This is a genomic window from Pseudacidovorax intermedius (assembly GCF_001476815.1).
GTDB lineage: Bacteria > Pseudomonadota > Gammaproteobacteria > Burkholderiales > Burkholderiaceae_C > Xenophilus > Xenophilus intermedius_A.
Window position 1 is genome coordinate 1 of record NZ_LDSL01000183.1, and the last position, 19,839, is coordinate 19,839.

At 72.0% G+C, this 19,839-nt stretch carries 20 protein-coding genes and 1 pseudogene; 12 read left to right on the top strand and 9 right to left on the bottom strand.

Translation table 11 applies throughout. The annotated features are described in order from the left end of the window. The 6 genes from NS331_RS23235 to NS331_RS23260 all read left to right on the top strand — a co-directional run. A partial coding sequence (locus NS331_RS23235; protein ID WP_058644301.1) for an amidase family protein occupies positions 1–1,027 on the top strand: 1,027 nt, incomplete at its 5' end. A gap of 98 nt (positions 1,028–1,125) precedes the next feature. Next, complete coding sequence (locus NS331_RS23240) at positions 1,126–2,361, top strand: SpoIIE family protein phosphatase (protein ID WP_058644302.1); 1,236 nt, start codon at positions 1,126–1,128, stop codon at positions 2,359–2,361. A 33-nt stretch (positions 2,362–2,394) separates the two neighbouring features. Further along, complete coding sequence (locus NS331_RS23245; RefSeq protein WP_058644303.1) at positions 2,395–2,964, top strand: SiaB family protein kinase; 570 nt, start codon at positions 2,395–2,397, stop codon at positions 2,962–2,964. Between the two features lie 35 nt (positions 2,965–2,999). Further along, on the top strand, positions 3,000–3,389 hold the full coding sequence (locus NS331_RS23250; RefSeq protein ID WP_058644304.1) for a DUF1987 domain-containing protein: 390 nt from the start codon (positions 3,000–3,002) through the stop codon (positions 3,387–3,389). 22 nt (positions 3,390–3,411) lie between these two features. After that, positions 3,412–4,182, top strand: a complete 771-nt coding sequence (locus NS331_RS23255; protein ID WP_058644305.1) for a GGDEF domain-containing protein — start codon at positions 3,412–3,414, stop codon at positions 4,180–4,182. Then, complete coding sequence (locus tag NS331_RS23260) at positions 4,179–5,996, top strand: putative bifunctional diguanylate cyclase/phosphodiesterase (protein ID WP_058644306.1); 1,818 nt, start codon at positions 4,179–4,181, stop codon at positions 5,994–5,996. The genes NS331_RS23255 and NS331_RS23260 overlap by 4 nt, the downstream gene beginning before the upstream one ends. A 91-nt stretch (positions 5,997–6,087) precedes the next feature. Here NS331_RS23260 and gap read toward each other — a convergent pair whose 3' ends face one another. From gap to tkt, 3 genes are read right to left on the bottom strand one after another with little or no spacing between them, the layout of a single operon-like run. Further along, positions 6,088–7,086, bottom strand: coding sequence for a type I glyceraldehyde-3-phosphate dehydrogenase (gap, locus tag NS331_RS23265; protein WP_058644307.1), 999 nt, complete (start codon positions 7,084–7,086; stop codon positions 6,088–6,090). 21 nt (positions 7,087–7,107) lie between these two features. After that, the gene (locus NS331_RS23270; protein ID WP_082702719.1) at positions 7,108–7,671 is read right to left on the bottom strand and encodes a GNAT family N-acetyltransferase; all 564 of its coding nucleotides are present in this window, start codon (positions 7,669–7,671) and stop codon (positions 7,108–7,110) included. 25 nt (positions 7,672–7,696) lie between these two features. Next, positions 7,697–9,730, bottom strand: coding sequence for a transketolase (gene tkt / locus NS331_RS23275; RefSeq protein WP_058644308.1), 2,034 nt, complete (start codon positions 9,728–9,730; stop codon positions 7,697–7,699). Positions 9,731–9,821: 91 nt separating this feature from the next. Here tkt and speD point away from each other — a divergent pair, with 91 nt between their 5' ends. From speD to NS331_RS23295, 4 genes are read left to right on the top strand one after another with little or no spacing between them, the layout of a single operon-like run. Beyond that, positions 9,822–10,211, top strand: a complete 390-nt coding sequence (speD, locus tag NS331_RS23280; RefSeq protein ID WP_058644309.1) for an adenosylmethionine decarboxylase — start codon at positions 9,822–9,824, stop codon at positions 10,209–10,211. Positions 10,212–10,222: 11 nt separating this feature from the next. Continuing rightward, positions 10,223–10,948 (top strand): nucleotidyltransferase family protein, encoded by a 726-nt coding sequence (locus NS331_RS23285; protein WP_058644310.1) that lies wholly within the window; start codon positions 10,223–10,225, stop codon positions 10,946–10,948. Beyond that, complete coding sequence (locus NS331_RS23290; RefSeq protein ID WP_242873867.1) at positions 10,945–12,348, top strand: aminopeptidase P N-terminal domain-containing protein; 1,404 nt, start codon at positions 10,945–10,947, stop codon at positions 12,346–12,348. Before NS331_RS23285 ends, NS331_RS23290 begins: the two co-directional genes overlap by 4 nt. Further along, a complete protein-coding gene (locus NS331_RS23295; protein WP_058644312.1) occupies positions 12,348–12,857 on the top strand; it encodes a GNAT family N-acetyltransferase in 510 nt (169 codons plus the stop codon). The genes NS331_RS23290 and NS331_RS23295 overlap by 1 nt, the downstream gene beginning before the upstream one ends. Before the next feature lie 31 nt (positions 12,858–12,888). On the opposite strand, the gene NS331_RS23300 is transcribed toward NS331_RS23295, so the two are convergent. The 4 genes from NS331_RS23300 to NS331_RS23315 form a co-directional block, all read right to left on the bottom strand. Next, a complete protein-coding gene (locus NS331_RS23300; protein ID WP_058644313.1) occupies positions 12,889–13,137 on the bottom strand; it encodes a type II toxin-antitoxin system Phd/YefM family antitoxin in 249 nt (82 codons plus the stop codon). 17 nt (positions 13,138–13,154) lie between these two features. Beyond that, positions 13,155–14,396: an NAD(P)/FAD-dependent oxidoreductase gene (locus tag NS331_RS23305; protein WP_058644314.1), complete on the bottom strand. Its 1,242-nt coding sequence runs from the start codon at positions 14,394–14,396 to the stop codon at positions 13,155–13,157. Positions 14,397–14,398: 2 nt separating this feature from the next. Further along, complete coding sequence (locus tag NS331_RS23310; RefSeq protein WP_058644315.1) at positions 14,399–14,758, bottom strand: RidA family protein; 360 nt, start codon at positions 14,756–14,758, stop codon at positions 14,399–14,401. A gap of 345 nt (positions 14,759–15,103) precedes the next feature. Beyond that, positions 15,104–16,060, bottom strand: a complete 957-nt coding sequence (locus NS331_RS23315; RefSeq protein WP_058644319.1) for a LysR family transcriptional regulator — start codon at positions 16,058–16,060, stop codon at positions 15,104–15,106. 115 nt (positions 16,061–16,175) lie between these two features. On the opposite strand from NS331_RS23315, the gene NS331_RS23320 reads away from it, so the two are divergent. Both NS331_RS23320 and NS331_RS23325 read left to right on the top strand, forming a co-directional pair. Further along, a complete protein-coding gene (locus NS331_RS23320; protein ID WP_082702720.1) occupies positions 16,176–17,198 on the top strand; it encodes a Bug family tripartite tricarboxylate transporter substrate binding protein in 1,023 nt (340 codons plus the stop codon). Then, on the top strand, positions 17,198–18,721 hold the full coding sequence (locus NS331_RS23325; RefSeq protein WP_058644316.1) for an amidase: 1,524 nt from the start codon (positions 17,198–17,200) through the stop codon (positions 18,719–18,721). Before NS331_RS23320 ends, NS331_RS23325 begins: the two co-directional genes overlap by 1 nt. A 24-nt stretch (positions 18,722–18,745) precedes the next feature. On the opposite strand, the gene NS331_RS23330 is transcribed toward NS331_RS23325, so the two are convergent. Both NS331_RS23330 and NS331_RS27275 read right to left on the bottom strand, forming a co-directional pair. Then, on the bottom strand, positions 18,746–19,693 hold the full coding sequence (locus NS331_RS23330) for a polysaccharide deacetylase family protein (RefSeq protein WP_058644317.1): 948 nt from the start codon (positions 19,691–19,693) through the stop codon (positions 18,746–18,748). Between the two features lie 10 nt (positions 19,694–19,703). Beyond that, positions 19,704–19,839 (bottom strand): annotated as a pseudogene (locus NS331_RS27275) (nuclear transport factor 2 family protein); the annotation flags it as partial.

Genomic DNA, 19,839 nt, shown 5'->3' on the forward strand with positions numbered 1-19,839 from the left:
GGTGATCCTGGGCAAGACCAACGTGCCGGCGGCCCTGGCCGACTGGCAGACGGCCAACCCGATCCACGGCCGCACCGCCCATCCGCACGATCCGTCGTGTACGCCGGGCGGCTCCTCCGGTGGCGGCGCGGCGGCGCTGGCGGCGGGCCTGGTGGCGCTGGAGCTGGGCTCGGACCTGATGGGCTCGCTGCGCGTGCCGGCCCATTTCTGCGGCGTGTGGGCCCACAAGCCCAGCGCCGGCATCCTGCCCCTGCGCGGCCAGGCCTTTCCGGGCACGCCCGACACGGTGGGCCCGCCGCCGGACCTGCCCACCGTGATCGGCCCGCTGGCGCGCAACGCCGACGACCTGCTGCTGGCGCTGGACGTGCTGGCCGGCCCCGACATGCCCATGGCCCAGGCCTGGCGGCTGGACCTGCCGCCGCCGCGCGCGGCCGATCCGGCATGCTGGCAGGTGCTGGTGCTCGACGGCCATCCGCTCGCCGCGGCCGCCGCCGAGGTGCGTGGCGCCGTGGACGAAGCCGCCCGCCGGCTGCAGGCGCAGGGCGCGCGGATCGTGCGCGCGCCCGAGCTGCCGCCTGGCAGCCTGCCCGACCTGGCGGCCCTGCACCAGGCCTACCGGCAGTGGGTGATGACGGTGCTGGGCGCCTTCGAGCCCGGCGCCAGCTGCGACGTGAGCGCGCACCAGTGGATCCACATGGGCGCCGAGCGCGGCCGGCTGCGCGCGCAGTGCTTCGCGCTGATGGCGCGCTTCGATGCGGTGCTCTGCCCGGCCTTCGGCTGCGCCGCCTTCCCGCACGACGACGAGCCGGACTGGACGAAGCGCGTGCTGCGCATCGACGGCCAGGACACGCCCTACGACGCGCAGGGCGCCTGGGCGAGCCTGGCCTCGCTGGCCAGCCTGCCGGCGACGGTGGCGCCCGTCATGCAGGGCGCGGACGGCCTGCCGCTTGGCGTGCAGGTGATCGGCCCCTGGCTGCACGACCGCGGTACGGTCGAGGTGGCGCGGCGCATCGCAGGCTGCGCCTGACGTGCGCGGCCGTCCGGTGCGGCGGCCCCGGGTGTCACGATTCAGTCACAATGCCGCAATAACATTTGTTTACAAAGACTCTCGCCTCGCGCCGTTCCATGGCCGCCGCCAGCCCCTACCTCAGCGACTTCCGGCCCCGCTTCCGCCCGCCGAGCGCCGCCGACCTCTGCCTGCCCGTGCCCTGCATGACGGCCGACGAAACCAACGAGAAGGCCATGGAGGTCTTCTCCCGCCACCGCGACCTCACCAGCCTGCCGGTGGTCGAGGACGGCCGGCCCATCGGGCTCATCAACCGCAACATCTTCCTGTCGCAGATGAGCAAGCCCTACCGCATGGAGCTGTACGGCCGCAAGAGCTGCATCGCCTTCATGGACAAGGAGCCGCTGATGGTGGACGGCGCGCTGGACATCGACGCGCTCACCTTCCGCGCCGTCGAGTTCGGCGAGAAGGCCCTGGCCGACGGCTTCATCGTGACCAAGGATGGCGCCTTCGCCGGCGTGGGCAGCGGTCTGCAGCTGATGCGCGTGGTGGCGGACATGCAGGCCGCGCGCAACCGCCAGATCATGCTCAGCATCGAATACGCCAGCGTGATCCAGCAGGCCATGCTGCGGCCCTCGCGCGATGCGCTGGCGCGCGCCTGCCCGGCGGCCGACCTCGTGTGGGAGCCGCGCGACGTGGTCGGCGGCGACTTCTTCCATTTCCGCAGCGAGGCCGACGGCTGGTTCGGTGCCCTGGCCGACTGCACCGGCCACGGCGTGCCCGGCGCCTTCATGACGCTGATCGCCTCCACCAGCCTGGGCCAGGCCATCGAGCGCCACGGCCCGCGCGAGCCCGGCCGGCTGCTGGCCGGCGTCAACCGCGGCATCAAGCAGGTGCTCGGCCAGATGGACGGCGCCGACGAGACGCCCGGCTCCGACGACGGCCTCGATGCCGCCTGCTTCTGGTTCGACCCCGCCCGCTGCGACCTGGTGTTCGCCGGTGCCCGGCTGTCGCTCTTCGTGCGCCGGCCCGGCGCGGCCGAGGTCGAGCTGGTCGAAGGCCACCGCCGCGGCGTCGGCTACGTCGACAGCCCGCTCGACCAGGAATGGCCCGACCGCCGCGTGCAACTCGCGGCCGGCAGCCTGGTCTTCGTCACCACCGACGGGCTGATCGACCAGATCGGCGGCCCGCGGGCCATCGCCCTGGGCAAGCGCCGCGTGCGCGAACTGCTGCTCGCGCAGCCCGAGGATGCGGCCCCCGCCGACGTCAACCGGGCCGTTGCCGACACCCTGCGCGCGTGGCAGGGCGAGCACCACCGCCGCGACGACCTGACCTTCTTCTGCTTCCGTGCCTGACACGGTGCGACCGACCTTCGTGAGCCCCCGCCCATGACCGCCGACCTGATCGCCGAGAAGTACGGAACCTTCTTCACTCTGGCGCGCCAGCACCAGGTCATCTTCTACTACGTGGGCTATTTCTCGCAGCACATCGTCGCGGCCATGGCCGAGGCCGTGAAGCTGCAGCTGGAGGTGGCCGGCGTGGCCGGGCCCACGCGCCGCAAGCTGTTCTCGTCCTTCGTGGAGATGGCGCAGAACATCATCCATTACTCCGCCGACGCCCTCACGCCGCCCCACCAGGACGAGCGCGAACTGCGCCACGGCTCGGTCTGCATCCGCCGCGAGGACGATGGCCGCTTCCTGCTGCTGTGCGCCAACCGCGTCGAGCCCGAGGTGGCCGGCGACCTGCGCGGCAAGCTCGAGCAGTTGCGCAGCATGACCATGGACGAGATCAAGCAGGCCTACCGACAGACGCTGCGCGACGAGACGCCTGCCGGCAGCAAGGGCGCCGGCATCGGCCTGCTGACCGTGGCCCGCGACGCCAGCGGGCCGCTGGAATTCGACTTCGACACCGCCGACGCCGCCGGCGCCACGGTGTTCTACCTCAAGGCGTGCATCTGACGGTGTGACGCACGCGGCCTTCCGACGACACCCGCATGGACAACCTCTACATCGCCCCCACCCCCAGCTCGCCCGAAGTGGACTTCCGCTTCGACAGCCATTCGCTGAGCCTGCGCGGCGAGTCCTACCCCGAGAACGCGGCGGCCTTCTACGGCGAGGTGCTGGCGCGCCTGCGCGAGTACCTGGCCGAGCCCGGCGAGCGGCGCATCGACGTGCACATCGCGCTGGCCTACTTCAACAGCTCCAGCACCAAGATGCTGTTCAACCTGATCGAGGCGCTGCACGAGGCGGCCGAGGCGGGCAGCACCGTCCAGCTGGCCTGGTACTACGACGAGGAGGACGACACCATCCTCGAATTCGGCCAGGAGCTGGCCGACGACTTCCCGGCCATCGCCTTCGACTGCCAGCCGGTCGCGCCGCGCTGAGCCTCTTCGCGAAAGCCCCGCCATGCACGACGTCACCGCCACCGCCACCGCGCCGGACCTCTTCGATGCCGAGCGCAGTGCGCTGGCGGCGGCGCGCGCCGTCTTCGACGCCGGCCCGCAGCAGCCTGCCGCCGACTGCCATCAGGCGCTGGGCGAGCTGATGGGCGCCTTCGACCGCCTGCTGCGCGAAACCCGCCGCCTGGTGCGCCGCAGCGACCGCTCCGAGCTGGAGATGAACCGGCTCAACCAGCGCCTGCAGGACCTGGCCGCCGAGCTGGAATACCGCGCCACGCACGATCCGCTCACCGGCGTGCTCAACCGCGCCGCCATCATCGACATGGCCAACCGCCATTTCGTCAGCCACGACCTGTCGCTGGTCGTGCTGGACATCGACCATTTCAAGCGCGTCAACGACAGCTTCGGCCATCCGACCGGGGACCAGGTGATCCTGGGCGTGGTCGACTGCCTCAAGCACCTGGTGCCGGCCGGCGCGCAGGTCGGCCGCGTGGGCGGCGAGGAATTCACCATCGTGCTGCCCGGCTGGCCGCTGGAGCGCGCCGCCCAGACGGCGCAGCTGGTGCGCCGCGCCATCGAGGGCCGCGCCTTCGGCCTGCCCGACGGCAGCCGCATCACCGCCAGCTTCGGTGTCAGCTGGCTGGCCCGCGGCGGCAGCTTCGACCTGGCCTACTGCGCTGCCGACGAAGCGCTGTACGCCGCCAAGCGCGGCGGCCGCAACCAGGTGGCCCGAGCCGGGCTGCCGGCCGCCGAGCCCTCCCCGGCGTCCAGCGCATGACGGCGCCGTCGGTCCTGCCGGCCGCGGCATCCGCCGAGGCCGGGGCCGGCCACGCCCGCGTGCACGCCGTCGTGCCGCCGGAACCCATGCCCGGGCTCGAGCCCGACGTCCATGCCGCCGTGCGGATGGCGCTCAAGGGCTCCGATCTGCACGGCTTCGCCCGCCATGTGCTGGAACAGCTGGGCCTGCTCATGGGCGTGGCCGGCCACGGCGTGGTCTGCGCCCCGGCGGCGGACGACGCCGGCGGCCTGCGACTGCTGGCCGCCACCGGCCCCTATGCCGAGCGGCAGGAATGCGCGGGGCCCGGCACCGTCGCCGGCCCGCTGCGCGAGCGGCTGCGCCAGGCCCTTGCCCGGCGCAGCAGCAGCCCGCCCGATGCGCAGGGGCGCCTGGCCCTGTACGTCGGCAGCCCCGGCAATGCCGGCATCGCCGTCTGGATCGACGGGCCGCCGCCGCCCGCCCAGCCGCCGGACGCCGGCCTGCTGGGCCTGTTCTGCGCCAACCTCGGCCTGCTGCTGCACCACCGCGTGCTGCTCGAGCGGCTGCACGACCGGGCCTACCAGGACCCGCTGGTGCCGCTGCCCAACCGCGTGCGCTTCATCGAGAAGGTGGACGCCTGCGTGCACCAGGGCGCGCGCGACCACATCCTGGCGCTGGTCGACGTCGACGACTTCAGCGCCGCCAACGACGTCATGGGCCACCGCTTCGGCGACCGGCTGCTGGAGGTGGTGGCGCGCCGCCTGGCCGACGCGTTGCCGCGCGACGTGCTGCTGGCGCGCGTGGGCTCCGACACCTTCGGCGTGCTCGGCCCGGCCGAGCAGGTGCGGCCGCAGGCGCTGCTGGACAGCGTGCGCCATCCGCTGGCGGTGGAGTCGGTGCCGCACAAGGTGACGCTCACCTGCGGCTGGGTGCGCCTGCCCGGCGCGGGCGACACCCCCACCGGTGCCGAACTGCTCAAGGACGCCACCATCGCCCTCAAGCGGGCCAAGCGCGACCACCGCGGCCAGCACCTGCAGTACCTGGCCCACATGGGCGCCGAGGCGCGTTCCCGCGCCGTGCTGCTGTCGGACCTGCGCGCCGCGCTGGAGCGCCAGCAGCTCTTCCTGGTCTACCAGCCGCAGCTGGACCTGGCGTCCCGCGCCCTCATCGGGCTGGAGGCCCTGCTGCGCTGGCGCACCGACGACGGCCGCTTCATTCCGCCCAGCCAGTTCATTCCGGTGGCCGAGCATTCCGGCCTCATCGTGGCCATGGGCGCCTGGGTGCTGGCGACGGCCTGCCGCACCATGCGCGAGCTGCTGGACGAGGGCCTCGCGCCGCAGCGCATGGCGGTCAACGTGTCGATGGCGCAGCTGCAGGACCCGGCCTTCACCGGCGTCGTGCAGCGCGCGCTGGCGCAGGCCGGCATCGAGGGGCGGCACCTGGAGCTGGAGATCACCGAGTCGGTGGCCGTGCTGCCCACCGAGCTGCTGGAGTCCACGCTGCAGGCCCTGCGCGCGCAGGGCATCTCCATCGCCATCGACGACTTCGGCACCGGCTATTCCTCGCTCAGCTACCTGGAGCGGCTGCCGCTGGACCGCATCAAGATCGACCGCACCTTCGTGCGCCAGCTGGGCGAGCCGCGCGGCGGCCGCATCGCCGAGATGGTGGCCCAGCTCGGCCGCCGGCTGGGCCTGCAGGTGCTGGCCGAGGGCATCGAGGACGCGCAGGCCTGGCAGGCGCTGCAGGCCATGGGCTGCCAGGAGGGCCAGGGCTTCCACATCGCCATGCCCATGGACAAGGCGGCGCTGCGCACCTGGCTGCTGGCGCGCGGCTGAGAGGGTGTCTCTCTGAGGCCGCGCCACCGGCTGCGCCCAAAGAAAAAAAAGCGCGCCGCAGGGGCGCGCTTCGCCGGGCGATGTCCGCGGCTTACTTGGCGACGACGCGCGTCAGCTCCAGGCACTTGTTCGAGTAGCCCCACTCGTTGTCGTACCAGCTCACCAGCTTGACGAAGGTGCCGTCCAGCGCGATGCCGGCTTCGGCGTCGAAGATCGAGGTGCGGGCATCGCCGCGGAAGTCGGTGGCCACCACCTTGTCCTCGGTGTAGCCCAGCACGCCCTTGAGCGCGCCTTCGCTCTGGGCCTTCATCTCGGCGCAGATCTCCTTGTAGCTGGCTTCCTTGGCCAGCTCGACGGTCAGGTCGACCACCGACACGTCGGAGGTGGGCACGCGGAAGCTCATGCCGGTGAGCTTGCCCTTGAGTTCGGGCAGCACCACGCCCACGGCCTTGGCGGCGCCGGTGGAGCTGGGGATGATGTTCTCCAGGATGCCGCGGCCGCCGCGCCAGTCCTTGTTGGACGGGCCGTCCACGGTCTTCTGCGTGGCGGTGGCGGCGTGCACGGTGGTCATCAGGCCGCGCTTGATGCCCCACTTGTCGTGCAGCACCTTGGCCAGCGGGGCCAGGCAGTTGGTGGTGCAGGAGGCGTTGGAGACGATGTCCTCGCCGGCGTAGCTGGCGCTGTTGACGCCGAACACGAACATCGGCGTGTCGTCCTTCGACGGGGCCGACATGATGACCTTCTTGGCGCCGGCGGCCAGGTGCTTGCCGGCGGTTTCCTTGGTCAGGAACAGGCCGGTGGACTCGAGCACGACGGTGGCGCCGACCTCGTCCCACTTCAGGGCGGCGGGGTCGCGCTCCTGCGTCAGGCGGATCTTCTTGCCGTTGACCAGCAGCGTGTTGCCGTCGACGGCGATGTCGCCCTTGAAGCGGCCGTGCACCGAGTCGTACTGCAGCATGTAGGCCAGGTAGTCCGGCTCCAGCAGGTCGTTGATGCCGACGATCTCGATGTCGGGGAAGTTCTGCACCGCGGCGCGCAGCACATTGCGGCCGATGCGGCCGAAGCCGTTGATACCCAATTTGATGGTCATGTCGATGCTCTTTCTAGAGTTTCAGTTTGGAAAAGCGCGCAGCTCCGAGGCCAGCAGGCCCAGCAGCTCCATGTCGTGGAAGCGGTCGCCCCAGAAGGCCGCCTCCCGCAATCTTCCCTCGATCCGAAAGCCCAGGTACTGGGCCAGGCGCAAGGAAGCGGCATTGTCGGGGTGGATCAGCGCATCGATGCGGTGGATGCTCTGCGTCCGGAAGGCCCAGCCGAGCACGGCCACCAGGGCCTCGCGCATGTAGCCCTGGTGCCAGGCGCCGCGGGCCAGCTCGTAGCCCAGGGTGCAGCGGTGCCAGCGCATGTCGCGGTTGAACAGGCCGCAGCTGCCCAGCAGCGGGCCACCGCCCTGGCGCGCGATGCCCCAGCGCATCACCGGCGGGCTCCACTGCCAGCCGACGCGGCAGCGGGCGATGAAGTCGTGGGCCGCCACCTCGGTGTCCAGCGGGGCGGCGCCCCAGTGGCGCATGGCTTCGTGGTCGGCATGCATCGCGGCCATGGCCGGCGCATCGGCATGCGCCAGTTCGCGAAGGATGAGCCGCTCCGTCTTCAGTTCGGGAAAGGCGGTGAGGCTCATCGGCGGGCGGGCTTTCTTCGGCCTGTCAGCCCTTGAGCACGGCCTGCACGGTGGCGGCCACGTTCTCGGGCGTGAAGCCGAAGTGCTTGAACAGCACGCCGGCCGGGGCCGACTCGCCGTAGCTGTCGATGCCCACCACGGCATCGACGCCGTACTTCCACCAGCCGCCGGTGCTGCCCATCTCCACCGCGATGCGCGGCAGGCCCTTGGGCAGCACGGACTTCTTGTACTTGACGTCCTGGCGGTCGAAGGTGGTGGTGCTGGGCATGGAGACCACGCGCACCGGGATCTTCTTCGCGGCCAGCATCTCCTGCGCGGCCATGGCCAACTGCACCTCGGAGCCGGTGGCGATGATCACGGCCTTGGCCTTCTTCTTCAGGCCCACGCGCGTGGGCTCGGCCAGCACGTAGGCGCCGCGGCTGATGTCGGCCAGCTCGTCCTTGGGCGCGTAGTTCAGGTTCTGGCGCGACAGCAGCAGCGCGGTGGGCTGCGTGCGGTTGCGCAGGGCGCAGGCCCAGGCGACCGTGGTCTCGGTGGTGTCGCCGGGGCGCCAGACGTCCAGGTTCGGGATCAGCCGCAGGCTGGCCGCATGCTCGATCGACTGGTGCGTCGGGCCGTCCTCGCCCAGGCCGATGGAGTCGTGCGTGAAGACGTGGATCACGCGCTGCTTCATCAGCGCCGCCATGCGGATGGCGTTGCGGCTGTAGTCGCTGAAGGTGAGGAAGGTGCCGCCGTAGGGAATGAAGCCACCGTGCAGCGCCACGCCGTTCATGATGGCGGCCATGCCGAACTCGCGCACGCCGTAGTTGATGTGGCGGCCGATGCGGCCGTCCTCGGTGCGCACCACGGTGCCGTCGGCGGCGAAGCGCAGGTCGGGCGTGGCGGCGGTCTTGGTCAGGTTGGAACCCGTGAGGTCGGCGCTGCCGCCGAGCAGCTCGGGCAGCTGGGCCGTCAGCGTTTCCAGCGCCAGCTGGCTGGCCTTGCGGCTGGCCACGGTCTCGGCCTTGGTGTGGGCGGCCAGCACGGCGTCGACCACCACCTGGTCGAAGGCGGCGGGCAGTTCGCCCTTCATGCGGCGCTCGAAGGCAGCGGCCAGGTCGGGGAAGGCCTGAGCGTAGGCGGCGAACTTCTCGTTCCAGGCGGTCTCGGCGGCCGCGCCCTTGGCCTTGGCGTCCCAGTCCTGGTAGACGGCCTCGGGCAGCTCGAAGGGGGCGTGTTCCCAGGCCAGGGCCGAGCGGGTCAGGCCGATCTCGTCGGCGCCCAGCGGCTCGCCGTGGGCCTTGGCGGTGCCGCCGCGGTTGGGGCTGCCCTTGCCGATCTGCGTCTTGCAGACCACCAGCGTCGGCTTGCTGCCTTCGCCGGCCTTGGCCTGGGCGATGGCGGCGGAGACGGCGGCGGCGTCGTGGCCGTCCACCGGGCCGATGACGTTCCAGCCGCAGGCCTCGAAGCGCTTGGGCGTGTCGTCGATGAACCAGGGCGCGACCTTGCCGTCGATGCTGATGCCGTTGTCGTCGTACAGGGCGATCAGCTTGCCGAGCTTCCAGGCGCCGGCCAGGGCCACGGCCTCGTGGCTGATGCCTTCCATCAGGCAGCCGTCGCCCAGGAAGACGTAGGTGTGGTGGTCCACGATGGCATGGCCGTCGCGGTTGAACTCGGCGGCCAGCAGCTTCTCGGCCAGCGCGAAGCCCACGGCATTGGTGATGCCCTGGCCCAGCGGGCCTGTGGTGGTTTCCACGCCGGGGGTGATGCCCACTTCGGGGTGGCCGGCGGTGCGGCTGTGCAGCTGGCGGAAGTTCTTGAGTTCCTCGATGGGAAGGTCGTAGCCCGTCAGGTGCAGCAGGGCATAGATCAGCATCGAGGCATGGCCGTTGGAGAGCACGAAGCGGTCGCGGTCGGCCCAGTGCGGGTTGGCCGGGTTGTGCTTGAGGTGCTCGCCCCACAGGGCCGCCGCCATGTCGGCCATGCCCATCGGGGCGCCGGGGTGCCCGGAGTTGGCTTGCTGAACGGCGTCCATCGCCAACGCGCGGATCGCGTTGGCCATCAGGGCTTGGTTGGCCATGAGTAAAGGCTTTCGGGGGAGGTGGGGGTGAGGGGAGCCCGCGATTTTAGCGAGGGGCCATGGCACGGCGGCCGGCTGCTAGAGTGCGCCCATGCACGGCCTGCACCTCACCGCCGACCTCCACGACTGCCAGTGCGATCCGCGCTGGATGACGGACGCCCCGCTGCTGCTCGCCGCCGTCACCCGCGCCGTGGCCGCCGCGGGCCTCACGCCGGTGGGCCAGCTCGCCCACCCCTTTGCCGCCACCCCCGCGGGGCCCGGCGGCGTGACCTGCGCCGTGCTGCTGGCCGAATCGCACCTGTGCCTGCACACCTGGCCGGAGCAGGGCAGCGTGGCGCTGGACGTGTACGTGTGCAACTTCAGCGCCGACCATTCCGCCGCCGCCCGCGCGCTGCATGCGGCGCTGGTCACGCTGTTCGTGCCCGGCCGCGTCACGCCCCACACCCTGCAGCGCGGCAGCATCGCCGCCCCGCCCGCATGACGACGCCCGCCATGGTGCTCGCGGCCGGCCGCGGCGAACGCATGCGGCCGCTGACCGACCAGTGCCCCAAGCCGCTGCTCACCGTGCAGGGCAAGCCGCTCATGCAGTGGCCCATGGAGGCCCTGGCCCGCGGCGGCTTCGGCCGGCTGGTGGTCAACACCGACTGGCTGGGCGAGCAGATCGCCGGGCGCTTCGGCCTCGCGCCGCAGTGGGCCGACGGCCTGGGCTCGCGCATCGCCTATTCGCACGAAGGCCTCGACTTCGGCGGCGCGCTGGAGACCGCCGGCGGCATCGCCCGCGCCCTGCCGCTGCTCGATGCCGACGTCTTCTGGTGCCTGGCGGGCGACGTCTTCGCGCCCGACTTCCGCTTCACGCAGCCGCTGGTGCAGGCCTTCGCCGACAGCGGCCGGCTGGCCCACCTTTGGCTGGTGCCCAACCCGGCGCACAACCTGCGCGGCGACTTCGGCATCGGCCCCGATGGCAGCGCGCTGAACCTGCCGGCGGGCGACCCGGCGCCGCGCTTCACCTTCTCCACCATCGGCCTCTACCGCCGCGAGCTTTTCGCGCCGCCGTACTGCGACATCCCCTTCGGCAACCCGGCCGGCGTGAAGGCCGCACTGGCGCCGCTGCTGCGGCGTGCCATGGACAATGGCCGCGTCAGTGCCCAGCTGCACACCGGCCGCTGGACCGACGTCGGCACCCCCGAGCGCCTCGCCCAACTCAACACGCCGCCATGAACGCCAGTCCTTCCATGAATGCCGAGATGTATGCCGAGCGCCGGGCCCGCCTGGCCGCCCAACTGGGTGCCGACGGCATCGCCCTCATCCCCACCGCGCCGGAGCGAGGCCGCAACCGCGACACCGACTTTCCCTACCGGCACGACAGCTACTTCTATTACCTGACCGGCTTCACCGAGCCCAATGCCTGGCTGGTGCTCGACGGCAGCGGCCGCAGCACGCTGTTCTGCCAGCCCAAGGACCTGGAGCGCGAGATCTGGGACGGCTATCGCCTCGGCCCCGAGGCCGCGCCCGGGAGCCTGGGCGTGGACGACGCGGTTTCGGTGGCCGAACTCGACAGCCGCCTGCCGCGCCTGCTGGAGAACCGCGCCACGGTCTGGTATCCCTTCGCCACCCATCCGGGCCTGGAAGGCCGCGTGGACGGCTGGCTGCAGAAGGTGCGTGCCCGCGTGCGCTTCGGTGCCCTGTGCCCCGAGCAGCAGCGCGACCTGTGCGGCCCGCTGGACGAGATGCGCCTGGTCAAGGACGCCTACGAGCAGGACGTCATGCGCCGCGCCAGCGAGATCAGCGCCCGCGCCCACATCCGTGCCATGCAACTGAGCGCCCGCATGCTGCGCGAGGGCCGGGACGTGCGCGAATACCACCTCGATGCCGAGCTGCTGCATGAATTCCGCCTGGGCGGCTCGCAGTTCCCGGCCTACGGCTCCATCGTGGCGGCCGGCGCCAATGCCTGCGTGCTGCACTACCGCGCCGACGTGGCGCCGGTGCGCGCCGGGGAGTTGGTGCTGATCGACGCCGGCTGCGAGCTCGACGGCTACGCCAGCGACATCACCCGCACCTTCCCGGCCGACGGCCGGTTCAGCGGGCCGCAGCGCGCGCTCTACGACCTGGTGCTCGCCAGCCAGCATGCCGCCGTGGCCGCCACCAAGGCCGGCAACCGCTTCAACGACCCGCACGAGGCCACGGTGCGCGTGCTGTCGCAGGGCCTGCTGGACCTGGGCCTGCTCGACGCCGACAAGGTGGGCCACGTGGACGACGTGATCGAGCAGCGTGCCTACTTCCGCTACTACATGCACCGCACCGGCCACTGGCTGGGCATGGACGTGCACGACTGCGGCAGCTACGTCGAGCCCACGCAGGTCGGCGAGATCAGCGAGCGGCGCGACCCGCTCTCGGGCGAGGTCATCAAGAACCGCCCCAGCCGCATCCTGCAGCCCGGCATGGTGCTGACCATCGAACCGGGCCTGTACGTGCGCGCCGCCGACGACGTGCCGGCGCCCTTCCACGACATCGGCATCCGCATCGAGGACGACGCCATCGTCACGGCCGAAGGCTGTGAGCTGATCACCCGCGGCGTGCCGGTGGACGGCGATGAGATCGAAGCGCTGATGCGCGGCTGATGGCGACGGCCGTGCACATCCGGCCCGCGCGGCCGGCCGACGGCGACGCCATCGTGGCGCTGATCCTGCCCATCCAGCAGCAGGAATTCGGCATTGCGGTCACGCGCGAAGGCCAGCCCGACCTGGCCGACATCGATGGCTTCTACCGCCGCGGTGCGGGCGACTTCTGGCTCGCCTGCGCGGGCGAGCGGGTCGTCGGCAGCATCGCGCTGCTGGACATCGGCCAGGGGCAGGCGGCGCTGCGGAAGATGTTCGTGGCGCGGGATTTCCGGGGGCGCGACCACGGCGTGGCGCAGCGTCTGCTCGATCATTTGGTGGCCGAGTCGGCGGCCCGCGGGCTGCGCGAGATCTTCCTCGGCACCACCGCACAGTTCCTCGCCGCGCACCGCTTCTACGAGAAGAACGGCTTCAGCCAGATCGACCGGGCGGACCTGCCCGCGGCCTTTCCGGTGATGGCGGTGGACAGTCGCTTCTACGTGCGGCGTCCGTCCGGCGGTGCGCCGGCCTGAGCGCCGCCGCAGCAACAGCAGCCCGGCCGATTCACAGGTTCTTCAGCGACATCCGCACCGACGCCTCGTGCTGCCGTGTCTTCACCAGCACGAGCAGTTCCGCGTCGTCCAGCAGATCCATCATCGCTTCGTAGGTAGCGGCTGGAACACAGTAGAAGATGGGCTTGCCGTGGTCGATCACCGCCACCGGCATGCCCGCGCCGCTGGCCACGACCTTGATGGGGTCGGCCTTCAGTTCGGAAATACTGGCGACGGCGTCCGCAAGAAGTGGGCGGGGCATGGGGCGGTTCCTGGCTTTCAGGTGCCGAAGCGCTGCGCCGAGTAGGGCGCCGGGTCCACCATCGTCGGCCCGCCATCGATCAGCTCGGCCAGCAGGCGGCCGGTGGCGGGGCCCAGGGTGAAGCCCTGGTGCGCATGGCCGAAGTTGAACCACAGGCCGGGGTGGTGCGGTGCGGCACCGATCACCGGCAGCATGTCGGCGGTGCAGGGCCGCGCGCCCAGCCAGGGCTGGGCTTCCACCGGCTCGGCCAGCGTCAGCAGCTCGCGCGCATGGCGCTCCGCCAGGCCCAGCTGGCGCGGCGTGGGCGCGGCGTCCTGGCGGGCGAATTCGGCGCCGGTGGTCAGCCGCAGGCCGAGGCGCATGGGCGCGATGACCAGGCCGCGGTCGGCATCGAAGAGCGGGCGCCGCGGCGTCTGTCCGGTGGCGTAGTGCCGGTGGTAACCGCGCTTGACGAACAGCGGCAGACGGTAGCCCAGCGGCTGCAGCAGCCGGTCGGCCCAGGGGCCCAGGGCCACCACGGCCTGTGCCGCTTCCACCGGGCCTTCGGCGGTCTGCACCGACCAGCCGCTGCCGGTCTGCCGCAGCGTCGCCGCGTCGCCCTGCAGCAGCCGCACGCCCAGGCGCTGCGCATGCGCGGCATAGCGGGCCACCAGTTCGCCGGGGTCGCTCACGGTCCACGGGTCCTGCCAGTGCACGGCGCCGGGCAGGCGCTGCCGCAGCGCCGGTTCGGCGGCGGCCAGGGCGTCGCCGTCGAGCACGGCGGCGCGCAGGCCATGGCTGCGGGCCAGGGCCTCGGCATCGCGGGCCGCGGCGTCCAGGGTGGCGTCGCTGCGCGCGAGCAGCAGGTAGCCGTCGCGGCGCACCAGGTCGCCGGCGCCGGTGGCCTCGATCAGCGGCGCATGCTCGCTCGTCGAATGGGCGATCAGCTGCGCATGGGCGGCGGCGATGGCCGGGTAGCGGTCGGGGGCGGAATTGCGCCAGTAGCGCGCCAGCCGGCCGGCCACTGTGGGCAGGGCGTCCAGGTGCCAGTTGACGTCGGCGCCCTGCTTGAGGGCCACGCGCGCCAGCTTGCCCAGGCTGCGCGGGAAGGCATAGGGCATGACCGCCTCGCGCTGGATGAAGCCGGCGTTGCCGTACGAGGTCTCCCGCCCCGGCGCGCTGCGGTCGACCAGCGTCACCGCGTGGCCGCGCTGCGCCAGGTGCAGCGCGGTGCAGGTGCCGACCATGCCGGCGCCCAGGACGAGGATCTCGCGGCCCATGCTCAGGCCTGCTTCTTCTTCTGCGCGACGACGGTCAGCTCCACCAGGGCGCCGGGCAGCATCAGGTCGGCGCGCACGGTGGTGCGCACCGGCCGGGGCTCGGCGAAGGCGGCGGCGTAGACGCGGTTGAAGGCGGCGAAGTCGGCCGCATCGACCAGGTGGACGGTGACGCTCACCACGTCGGCCAGCCCGAGGCCTTCGCCGGCCAGCGTGGCGGCGATGCGTTCCAGGCACAGGCGGGTCTGCGCCTCGATGCCGGCCGGCACGCTGCCGTCGGCGGCGATGCCCATGTCGCCGGAAAGGAAGACGAGCGGGCCGACGGTGCGGACCTTGGAAAAGGGAAGGGCGGCGGTCTGGGTCATGAGGCGGCACCGGCGCCGGGCGCCGGAGGTGGAGAACGGAAAGAGGCAGGGCGCCGTGCAGCGCCGGAGGCGATTATTCAGCCGGCTGCGTTGCCGGCCAATGTGCGCCCCGCAAGACCGCATTGCCGCAGACGCAAGGCAGCGGCGGCCGGGCATCATGTCAGTTATCCATAGCACTGTCGCGCCACCCGCAGGGCATGAAACCGGCGCCGCTTTTCTGATCGAAGGGCCGCGGCGCAGGCCATGCCAGTGCACCCGCGGAACGGGCTTGGCCCGGCCGCAGGGTGCGCCCCTTGAGGGGGATGGGACTTCCACACGCAGTGAGGAAGTCCAAACGGGGTGGTTTCATCTCAGTGTTGTGCGCAGGTGCTCGAGGAAGGCGCGCGCCGCGTCCGGCAGGTGGCGGCCGGCCATGGCCTGCACCTCGAAATGGCGTTCGTTCATCTCGCGGTCGCGCAGGGGGATGGCCACCACGGTGCGGTTGCGCAGCTGCTGGCGCAGCGCCAGCTCGCCGCAGAAGGTGACGGCCTGGGTGTGGGTCACGTACTGGATGAGTGGATAGAGGTGGTCGCTGGTGATCACCGACTGCAGGACCAGGCCCTGGCGGCTGCTGCTGATGTCCAGCAACTGCCGCAGCGTCGAGGTGCCGGCCGGCAGCGCCAGCGGCCAGGCCAGCAGCTGGGCCAGCGACAGCTGCCGCCGATCGGCCAGCGGATGGTCGGGCGCCACCACCGCCATCACCGGCGACGGATGGCGAAACGCCACCTGCAGGCCGCTTTCCGAGCTGAGGCTCACCGTCACGCCCAGGTCCACCAACCCCTCGCGCACGCGGCGCGCCACCTCGCGCTGCACCGCCATGTCCAGCTGGAAGCGGATGCCGGGGCAGCGGGCCTGGAAGTCGGCCACCACGGCGGGCAGGAATTCGTAGGCGAAGCCCTCGGTGGCGACGAGGCGCACCTCGCCCTGGCGCAGGCCGCGCAGGGCCAGGATGTCGTCGGTCACGCGCTCGATGTCCAGCCAGGCGCGGCGGGCGTGGGCGGCCAGCAGCTCGCCGGCGGAATTGAGCGTCATGCCGCGGGCGCGGCGCTCGAAGAGCAGGGTGTCCAGCTCGCGCTCCAGCCGGCCGATCTGCCGGCTGACGGCCGAGGGCGCCACCTCCAGCCGGGCGGCGGCCTCGGTGACCGAGCCGGCGCGCGCCACCTCCAGGAAGTAGCGCAGCGCCACTTCCTGCAGCACGCGCTGGTTGGGATCGCGCCGCGCGGACTTGGGCGCGGGGGCAGAAGACGGGGTGGGAGAGGCCATCGGGCGCATCGCCTGCGCATTGCCGAATCGGCAATGAAGCGTTAAGAGCATTGTGCTTGCTGCACGGGAGGCGTGTTTCTAGCATGGGCCCATCCCTTTCGGAAAGGCCTGCGCCATGACCTCTTTCGCGTCCGTCTCCGCTTCCCGCCCCGCCCGGGTGTCCCGCCGCGCCGCCGTCTGCGGCCTGCTCGCCTTCGCCGCCGCCGGCGCCGGCATGCAGCCCGCCGCCGCGCAGACGGACTATCCCAGTCGACCGGTAACGCTGGTGATTCCCTTCCCGCCGGGCGGCAGCGCCGACGTCATCGGCCGGCTGATGGGCCAGCGCCTGTCGACCGCGCTCGGCCAGCCGGTGGTGGTGGACAACCGGCCCGGCGCCGGCACGGCCATCGCCGCCGGCTACGTCGCCAAGTCGCCGGCGGACGGCTACACGCTGCTGCTGGGGTCGCCGTCGACCTTCACGGCCAACCCCGCCATCCGCAGCAATCTGCCCTACGACCCCATCAAGAGCTTCGACCCCATCGCCATCGTGGCGCGCATTCCGCTGGTGCTGCTGGCCAACAAGGACGTGCCGGTCAACACGGTGAAGGAATTCGTGGCGGCCGTGAAGGCGGCGCCCGACAAGTATTCGTACGCCTCCTTCGGCGCCGGCACCACCTCGCACTTCGCGGGCGAGATCATCCTGGGCGCCGTCGGCGCCAAGCTGCTGCACGTGCCCTACAAGGGCAGCGCGCCGGCCATGACCGACCTGATCGGCGGCCAGGTGCCCTTCTCGGTGGACACCGTCACCGCGGCCATTCCGCAGCTCAAGGGCGGCAAGGTCAAGGCCATCGCCGTGACCACGGCGCGGCGCTCGTCGCAGCTGCCGACTGTGCCGACCTTCGCCGAGGCGGGCTATCCGGACGTGGACGTCGACACCTGGATCATGCTGGTCGCGCCCAAGGGCACGCCGGCGCCGGTGCGCGAGCGGCTGGAAAAGGCCGTCGCGCAGATCGTGGCAGCGCCCGACGCCAAGGCCGCCCTCGCGGCGCAGGGCGCCGAGCCGGCCTTCGCGGGCCAAGCCGCATCGGCCAAGCAGATCGAGAACGAACTGCCGCTGATGCGCGCGGTGGCCCAGCGCGCCAACATCCGGGCGGACTGATGGCCCAGCTCGTCGAACTCTCCGCCGTCGAACAGCGCCGCCTGATCGGCGCCCGCCAGCTCTCGCCCGTCGAACTGCTGGAGGCCTGCATCGCGCGCATCGAGCAGGTCAATCCCTTCGTCAACGCCGTCACGGCCACCTGCTTCGAGCGCGCACGCGGCGAGGCCCGCGCCGCCGAGCAGGCGGTGATGCGCGGCGAGCCGCTCGGCCTGCTGCACGGCCTGCCGCTGGGCGTGAAGGACCTGGAGCCCACGGCCGGCCTGCTGTCCACCTCGGGCACGCCCAGCCTGCGCAACCACGTGCCGGCGCAGGACATCGAGCTGGTGCGCCGCCTGCGCGCTGCGGGCGCCATCGTGGCCGGCAAGACCAACGTGCCCGAGCTGGGCGCCGGCGCCAACAGCCGCAACCCGGTGTGGGGCGCCACGGGCAATCCCTTCGATCCCAACCTCAATGCCGGCGGTTCCTCCGGCGGTTCGGCCGCGGCGCTGGCGCTGGACATGCTGCCGGTGTGCACCGGCTCGGACACCGGCGGCTCGCTGCGCATCCCCGCCGCCAAGTGCGGTGTGGTGGGCCTGCGGCCCTCGCCCGGCGTGGTGCCCAGCGTGCGCAAGCCGCTGGGCTTCTCGCCGATCTCGGTGGTCGGGCCCATGGGCCGCAGCGTGGCCGATGCCTGCCTGCAACTGGCCGCCACGGCCGGACCGCATGCCGGCGATCCGCTCAGCCATCCGCTCGATGCCATGGCCTTCCTCGCGCCGCGCACCGCCGACCTGTCGCGCCTGCGCGTGGCGTACACCGAGGACTTCGGCTGCTGCGACGTCGACCCCGTGGTGCGCCGCGCCTTCCGCGAGAAGATGGCCGCCATGCGCCCGCTGTTCGCCGCCTGCGACGAGGTGCGCTTCGACCTGGGCGAGGTGCACCGCTGCTTCGACGTGCTGCGCGCCGAGGCCTTCGTGGCCGGCATGCGCGAGGCCTACGAGCGCGACCCCGAAAGCCTGGGCCCCAACCCGCGCGCCAACTACGAGATGGGCACGCGCATGAGCCTGCTCGACGCCGCCTGGGCGCAGACCGAGCAGACGCGCATCATCGGCCGCTTCCAGCAGGTGTTCGCGGGCTACGACCTGGTGCTGTCGCCCACCACGCCGGTCTCGCCCTTCCCGTGGACGCTGCCGTATGCCGCCGAGGTGGACGGCCGCGCGCAGGAGAACTACTACCGCTGGCTGGCGCTGACCTACGTGGTCACGCTGACCACGCATCCGTCCATCAGCCTGCCTTGCGGCACCGACGAGCGCGGCATGCCCTTCGGCCTGCAGGTGACCGGCGCCTTCCGCGGCGACCTGCCGCTGCTGTCGGCCTCGCTGGCGATGGAGCAGGCCTTCGCCGCCTCGCCCGTGCTGGCGCGGCCGCGGCCGGACATCGCGAAGCTGCGGCACGCCGAACCGGCGCTGACCAGCATCGTCACGGCCGCGCCGGACGATCCGCGGGCCAGCCGGCCGACCGAGGCGGGCGCGGCCTCGGTCGTCTGACCGCCTGAGTGCGCCGCGCGGTCTTCAGTCGAAGGCCCCCGCCGGCGCATCGGCCGCCACGGCCTCCATGTGCCGCGCGATGGCGCCGGGCGTCGTGAACCACACGCGGCCCTCGTCGCGCGCGCGGGCCAGGTGACCCAGCACCTCGCGCAGGTGCCGCAGCCGGTAGGGCTGGCCCACGATGTAGGGATGCAGCGCCAGGCCCATCACCAATGGCTGGGCCTGCGACTGGGTGAGCATCTCCTCGAAGTTGTCCACCACCATGTCGCAGAAGGCGCGCGAGTCCATCTGCCGCGCCACGATCATCGGAATGTCGTTGAGCTCCTGCGGATAGGGCACGGCCCACAGGCGCCCGCCGCCGCGGGTGCGCATGCGCATCGGCTGGTCGTCGTGGCACCAGTTGAGCGTGTACGTGTAGCCGGTCTCGGCCAGCAGGTCGGGCGTGAGGCGGCTCTCGGAGATCCAGGGCGACAGCCAGCCGGCGGGTGCCTGGCCGCTCTCGCGTTCGATGCGGTCGCGGCAGCGCTGCAGCAGGGCGCGTTCTTCCTCCTCCGACAGCTGGCCCTGGCGCTCGGCATTGCTGTGGCCGTGGCCGATCAGCTCGTCGCCGCGGGCGGCGAAGGCCTGCACGAGTTCGGGGCAGTGGTCGTACAGCGCGGTGTTGACCAGCGTGCCGGTGGGCAGCCCCAGCTGGTCGAAGAGCTGCAGGCAGCGCCAGGCACCGACGCGGTTGCCGTACTCGCGCCAGCCATGGTTGAGCACGTCCGGATGCGGCGAGGCCGGGCCGATGCAGGCACCCAGGCCGTCGCCGAAGGCGAAGTGCTCGATGTTGAAGCCCAGGTACACCGCCAGCCGCGCGCCATTGGGCCAGGCGTAGTCGTGGCGGCGGGTGATCGGCCGGTAGTCGAAGCGGTCGTGCCCGGGCAGGCGCTCGGGCCAGCGGGTGCGGGCGGGGTCGTGCGGGGCGCTCATCGGACGCGGTTCAGAGCGTGGCCAGGCCGGCGCGCACCAGCAGCCATTCGGCGCTGTCGTTCCACACGTCCATCTGCACGATGAGGCCGCGGCGCACCACGTAGCGGTCCACGTAGCGGTTGTCCTCGAAGGGCGTGCCGTCGGGC

Bases quoted from the DNA above. Each gene is read 5' to 3' on its own strand.
- NS331_RS23305 (WP_058644314.1), bottom strand. From the start codon at position 14,396: ATGGGCCGCGAGATCCTCGTCCTGGGCGCCGGCATGGTCGGCACCTGC.
- NS331_RS23295 (WP_058644312.1), top strand. From the start codon at position 12,348: ATGGCGACGGCCGTGCACATCCGGCCCGCGCGGCCGGCCGACGGCGAC.
- gap (WP_058644307.1), bottom strand. From the start codon at position 7,086: ATGACCATCAAATTGGGTATCAACGGCTTCGGCCGCATCGGCCGCAAT.
- NS331_RS23325 (WP_058644316.1), top strand. From the start codon at position 17,198: ATGGCCCAGCTCGTCGAACTCTCCGCCGTCGAACAGCGCCGCCTGATC.
- NS331_RS23310 (WP_058644315.1), bottom strand. From the start codon at position 14,758: ATGACCCAGACCGCCGCCCTTCCCTTTTCCAAGGTCCGCACCGTCGGC.
- NS331_RS23255 (WP_058644305.1), top strand. From the start codon at position 3,412: ATGCACGACGTCACCGCCACCGCCACCGCGCCGGACCTCTTCGATGCC.
- NS331_RS23290 (WP_242873867.1), top strand. From the start codon at position 10,945: ATGAACGCCAGTCCTTCCATGAATGCCGAGATGTATGCCGAGCGCCGG.
- NS331_RS23270 (WP_082702719.1), bottom strand. From the start codon at position 7,671: ATGAGCCTCACCGCCTTTCCCGAACTGAAGACGGAGCGGCTCATCCTT.
- tkt (WP_058644308.1), bottom strand. From the start codon at position 9,730: ATGGCCAACCAAGCCCTGATGGCCAACGCGATCCGCGCGTTGGCGATG.
- NS331_RS23320 (WP_082702720.1), top strand. From the start codon at position 16,176: ATGACCTCTTTCGCGTCCGTCTCCGCTTCCCGCCCCGCCCGGGTGTCC.
- NS331_RS23240 (WP_058644302.1), top strand. From the start codon at position 1,126: ATGGCCGCCGCCAGCCCCTACCTCAGCGACTTCCGGCCCCGCTTCCGC.
- NS331_RS23260 (WP_058644306.1), top strand. From the start codon at position 4,179: ATGACGGCGCCGTCGGTCCTGCCGGCCGCGGCATCCGCCGAGGCCGGG.
- speD (WP_058644309.1), top strand. From the start codon at position 9,822: ATGCACGGCCTGCACCTCACCGCCGACCTCCACGACTGCCAGTGCGAT.
- NS331_RS23245 (WP_058644303.1), top strand. From the start codon at position 2,395: ATGACCGCCGACCTGATCGCCGAGAAGTACGGAACCTTCTTCACTCTG.
- NS331_RS23250 (WP_058644304.1), top strand. From the start codon at position 3,000: ATGGACAACCTCTACATCGCCCCCACCCCCAGCTCGCCCGAAGTGGAC.
- NS331_RS23330 (WP_058644317.1), bottom strand. From the start codon at position 19,693: ATGAGCGCCCCGCACGACCCCGCCCGCACCCGCTGGCCCGAGCGCCTG.
- NS331_RS23285 (WP_058644310.1), top strand. From the start codon at position 10,223: ATGGTGCTCGCGGCCGGCCGCGGCGAACGCATGCGGCCGCTGACCGAC.
- NS331_RS23300 (WP_058644313.1), bottom strand. From the start codon at position 13,137: ATGCCCCGCCCACTTCTTGCGGACGCCGTCGCCAGTATTTCCGAACTG.
- NS331_RS23315 (WP_058644319.1), bottom strand. From the start codon at position 16,060: ATGGCCTCTCCCACCCCGTCTTCTGCCCCCGCGCCCAAGTCCGCGCGG.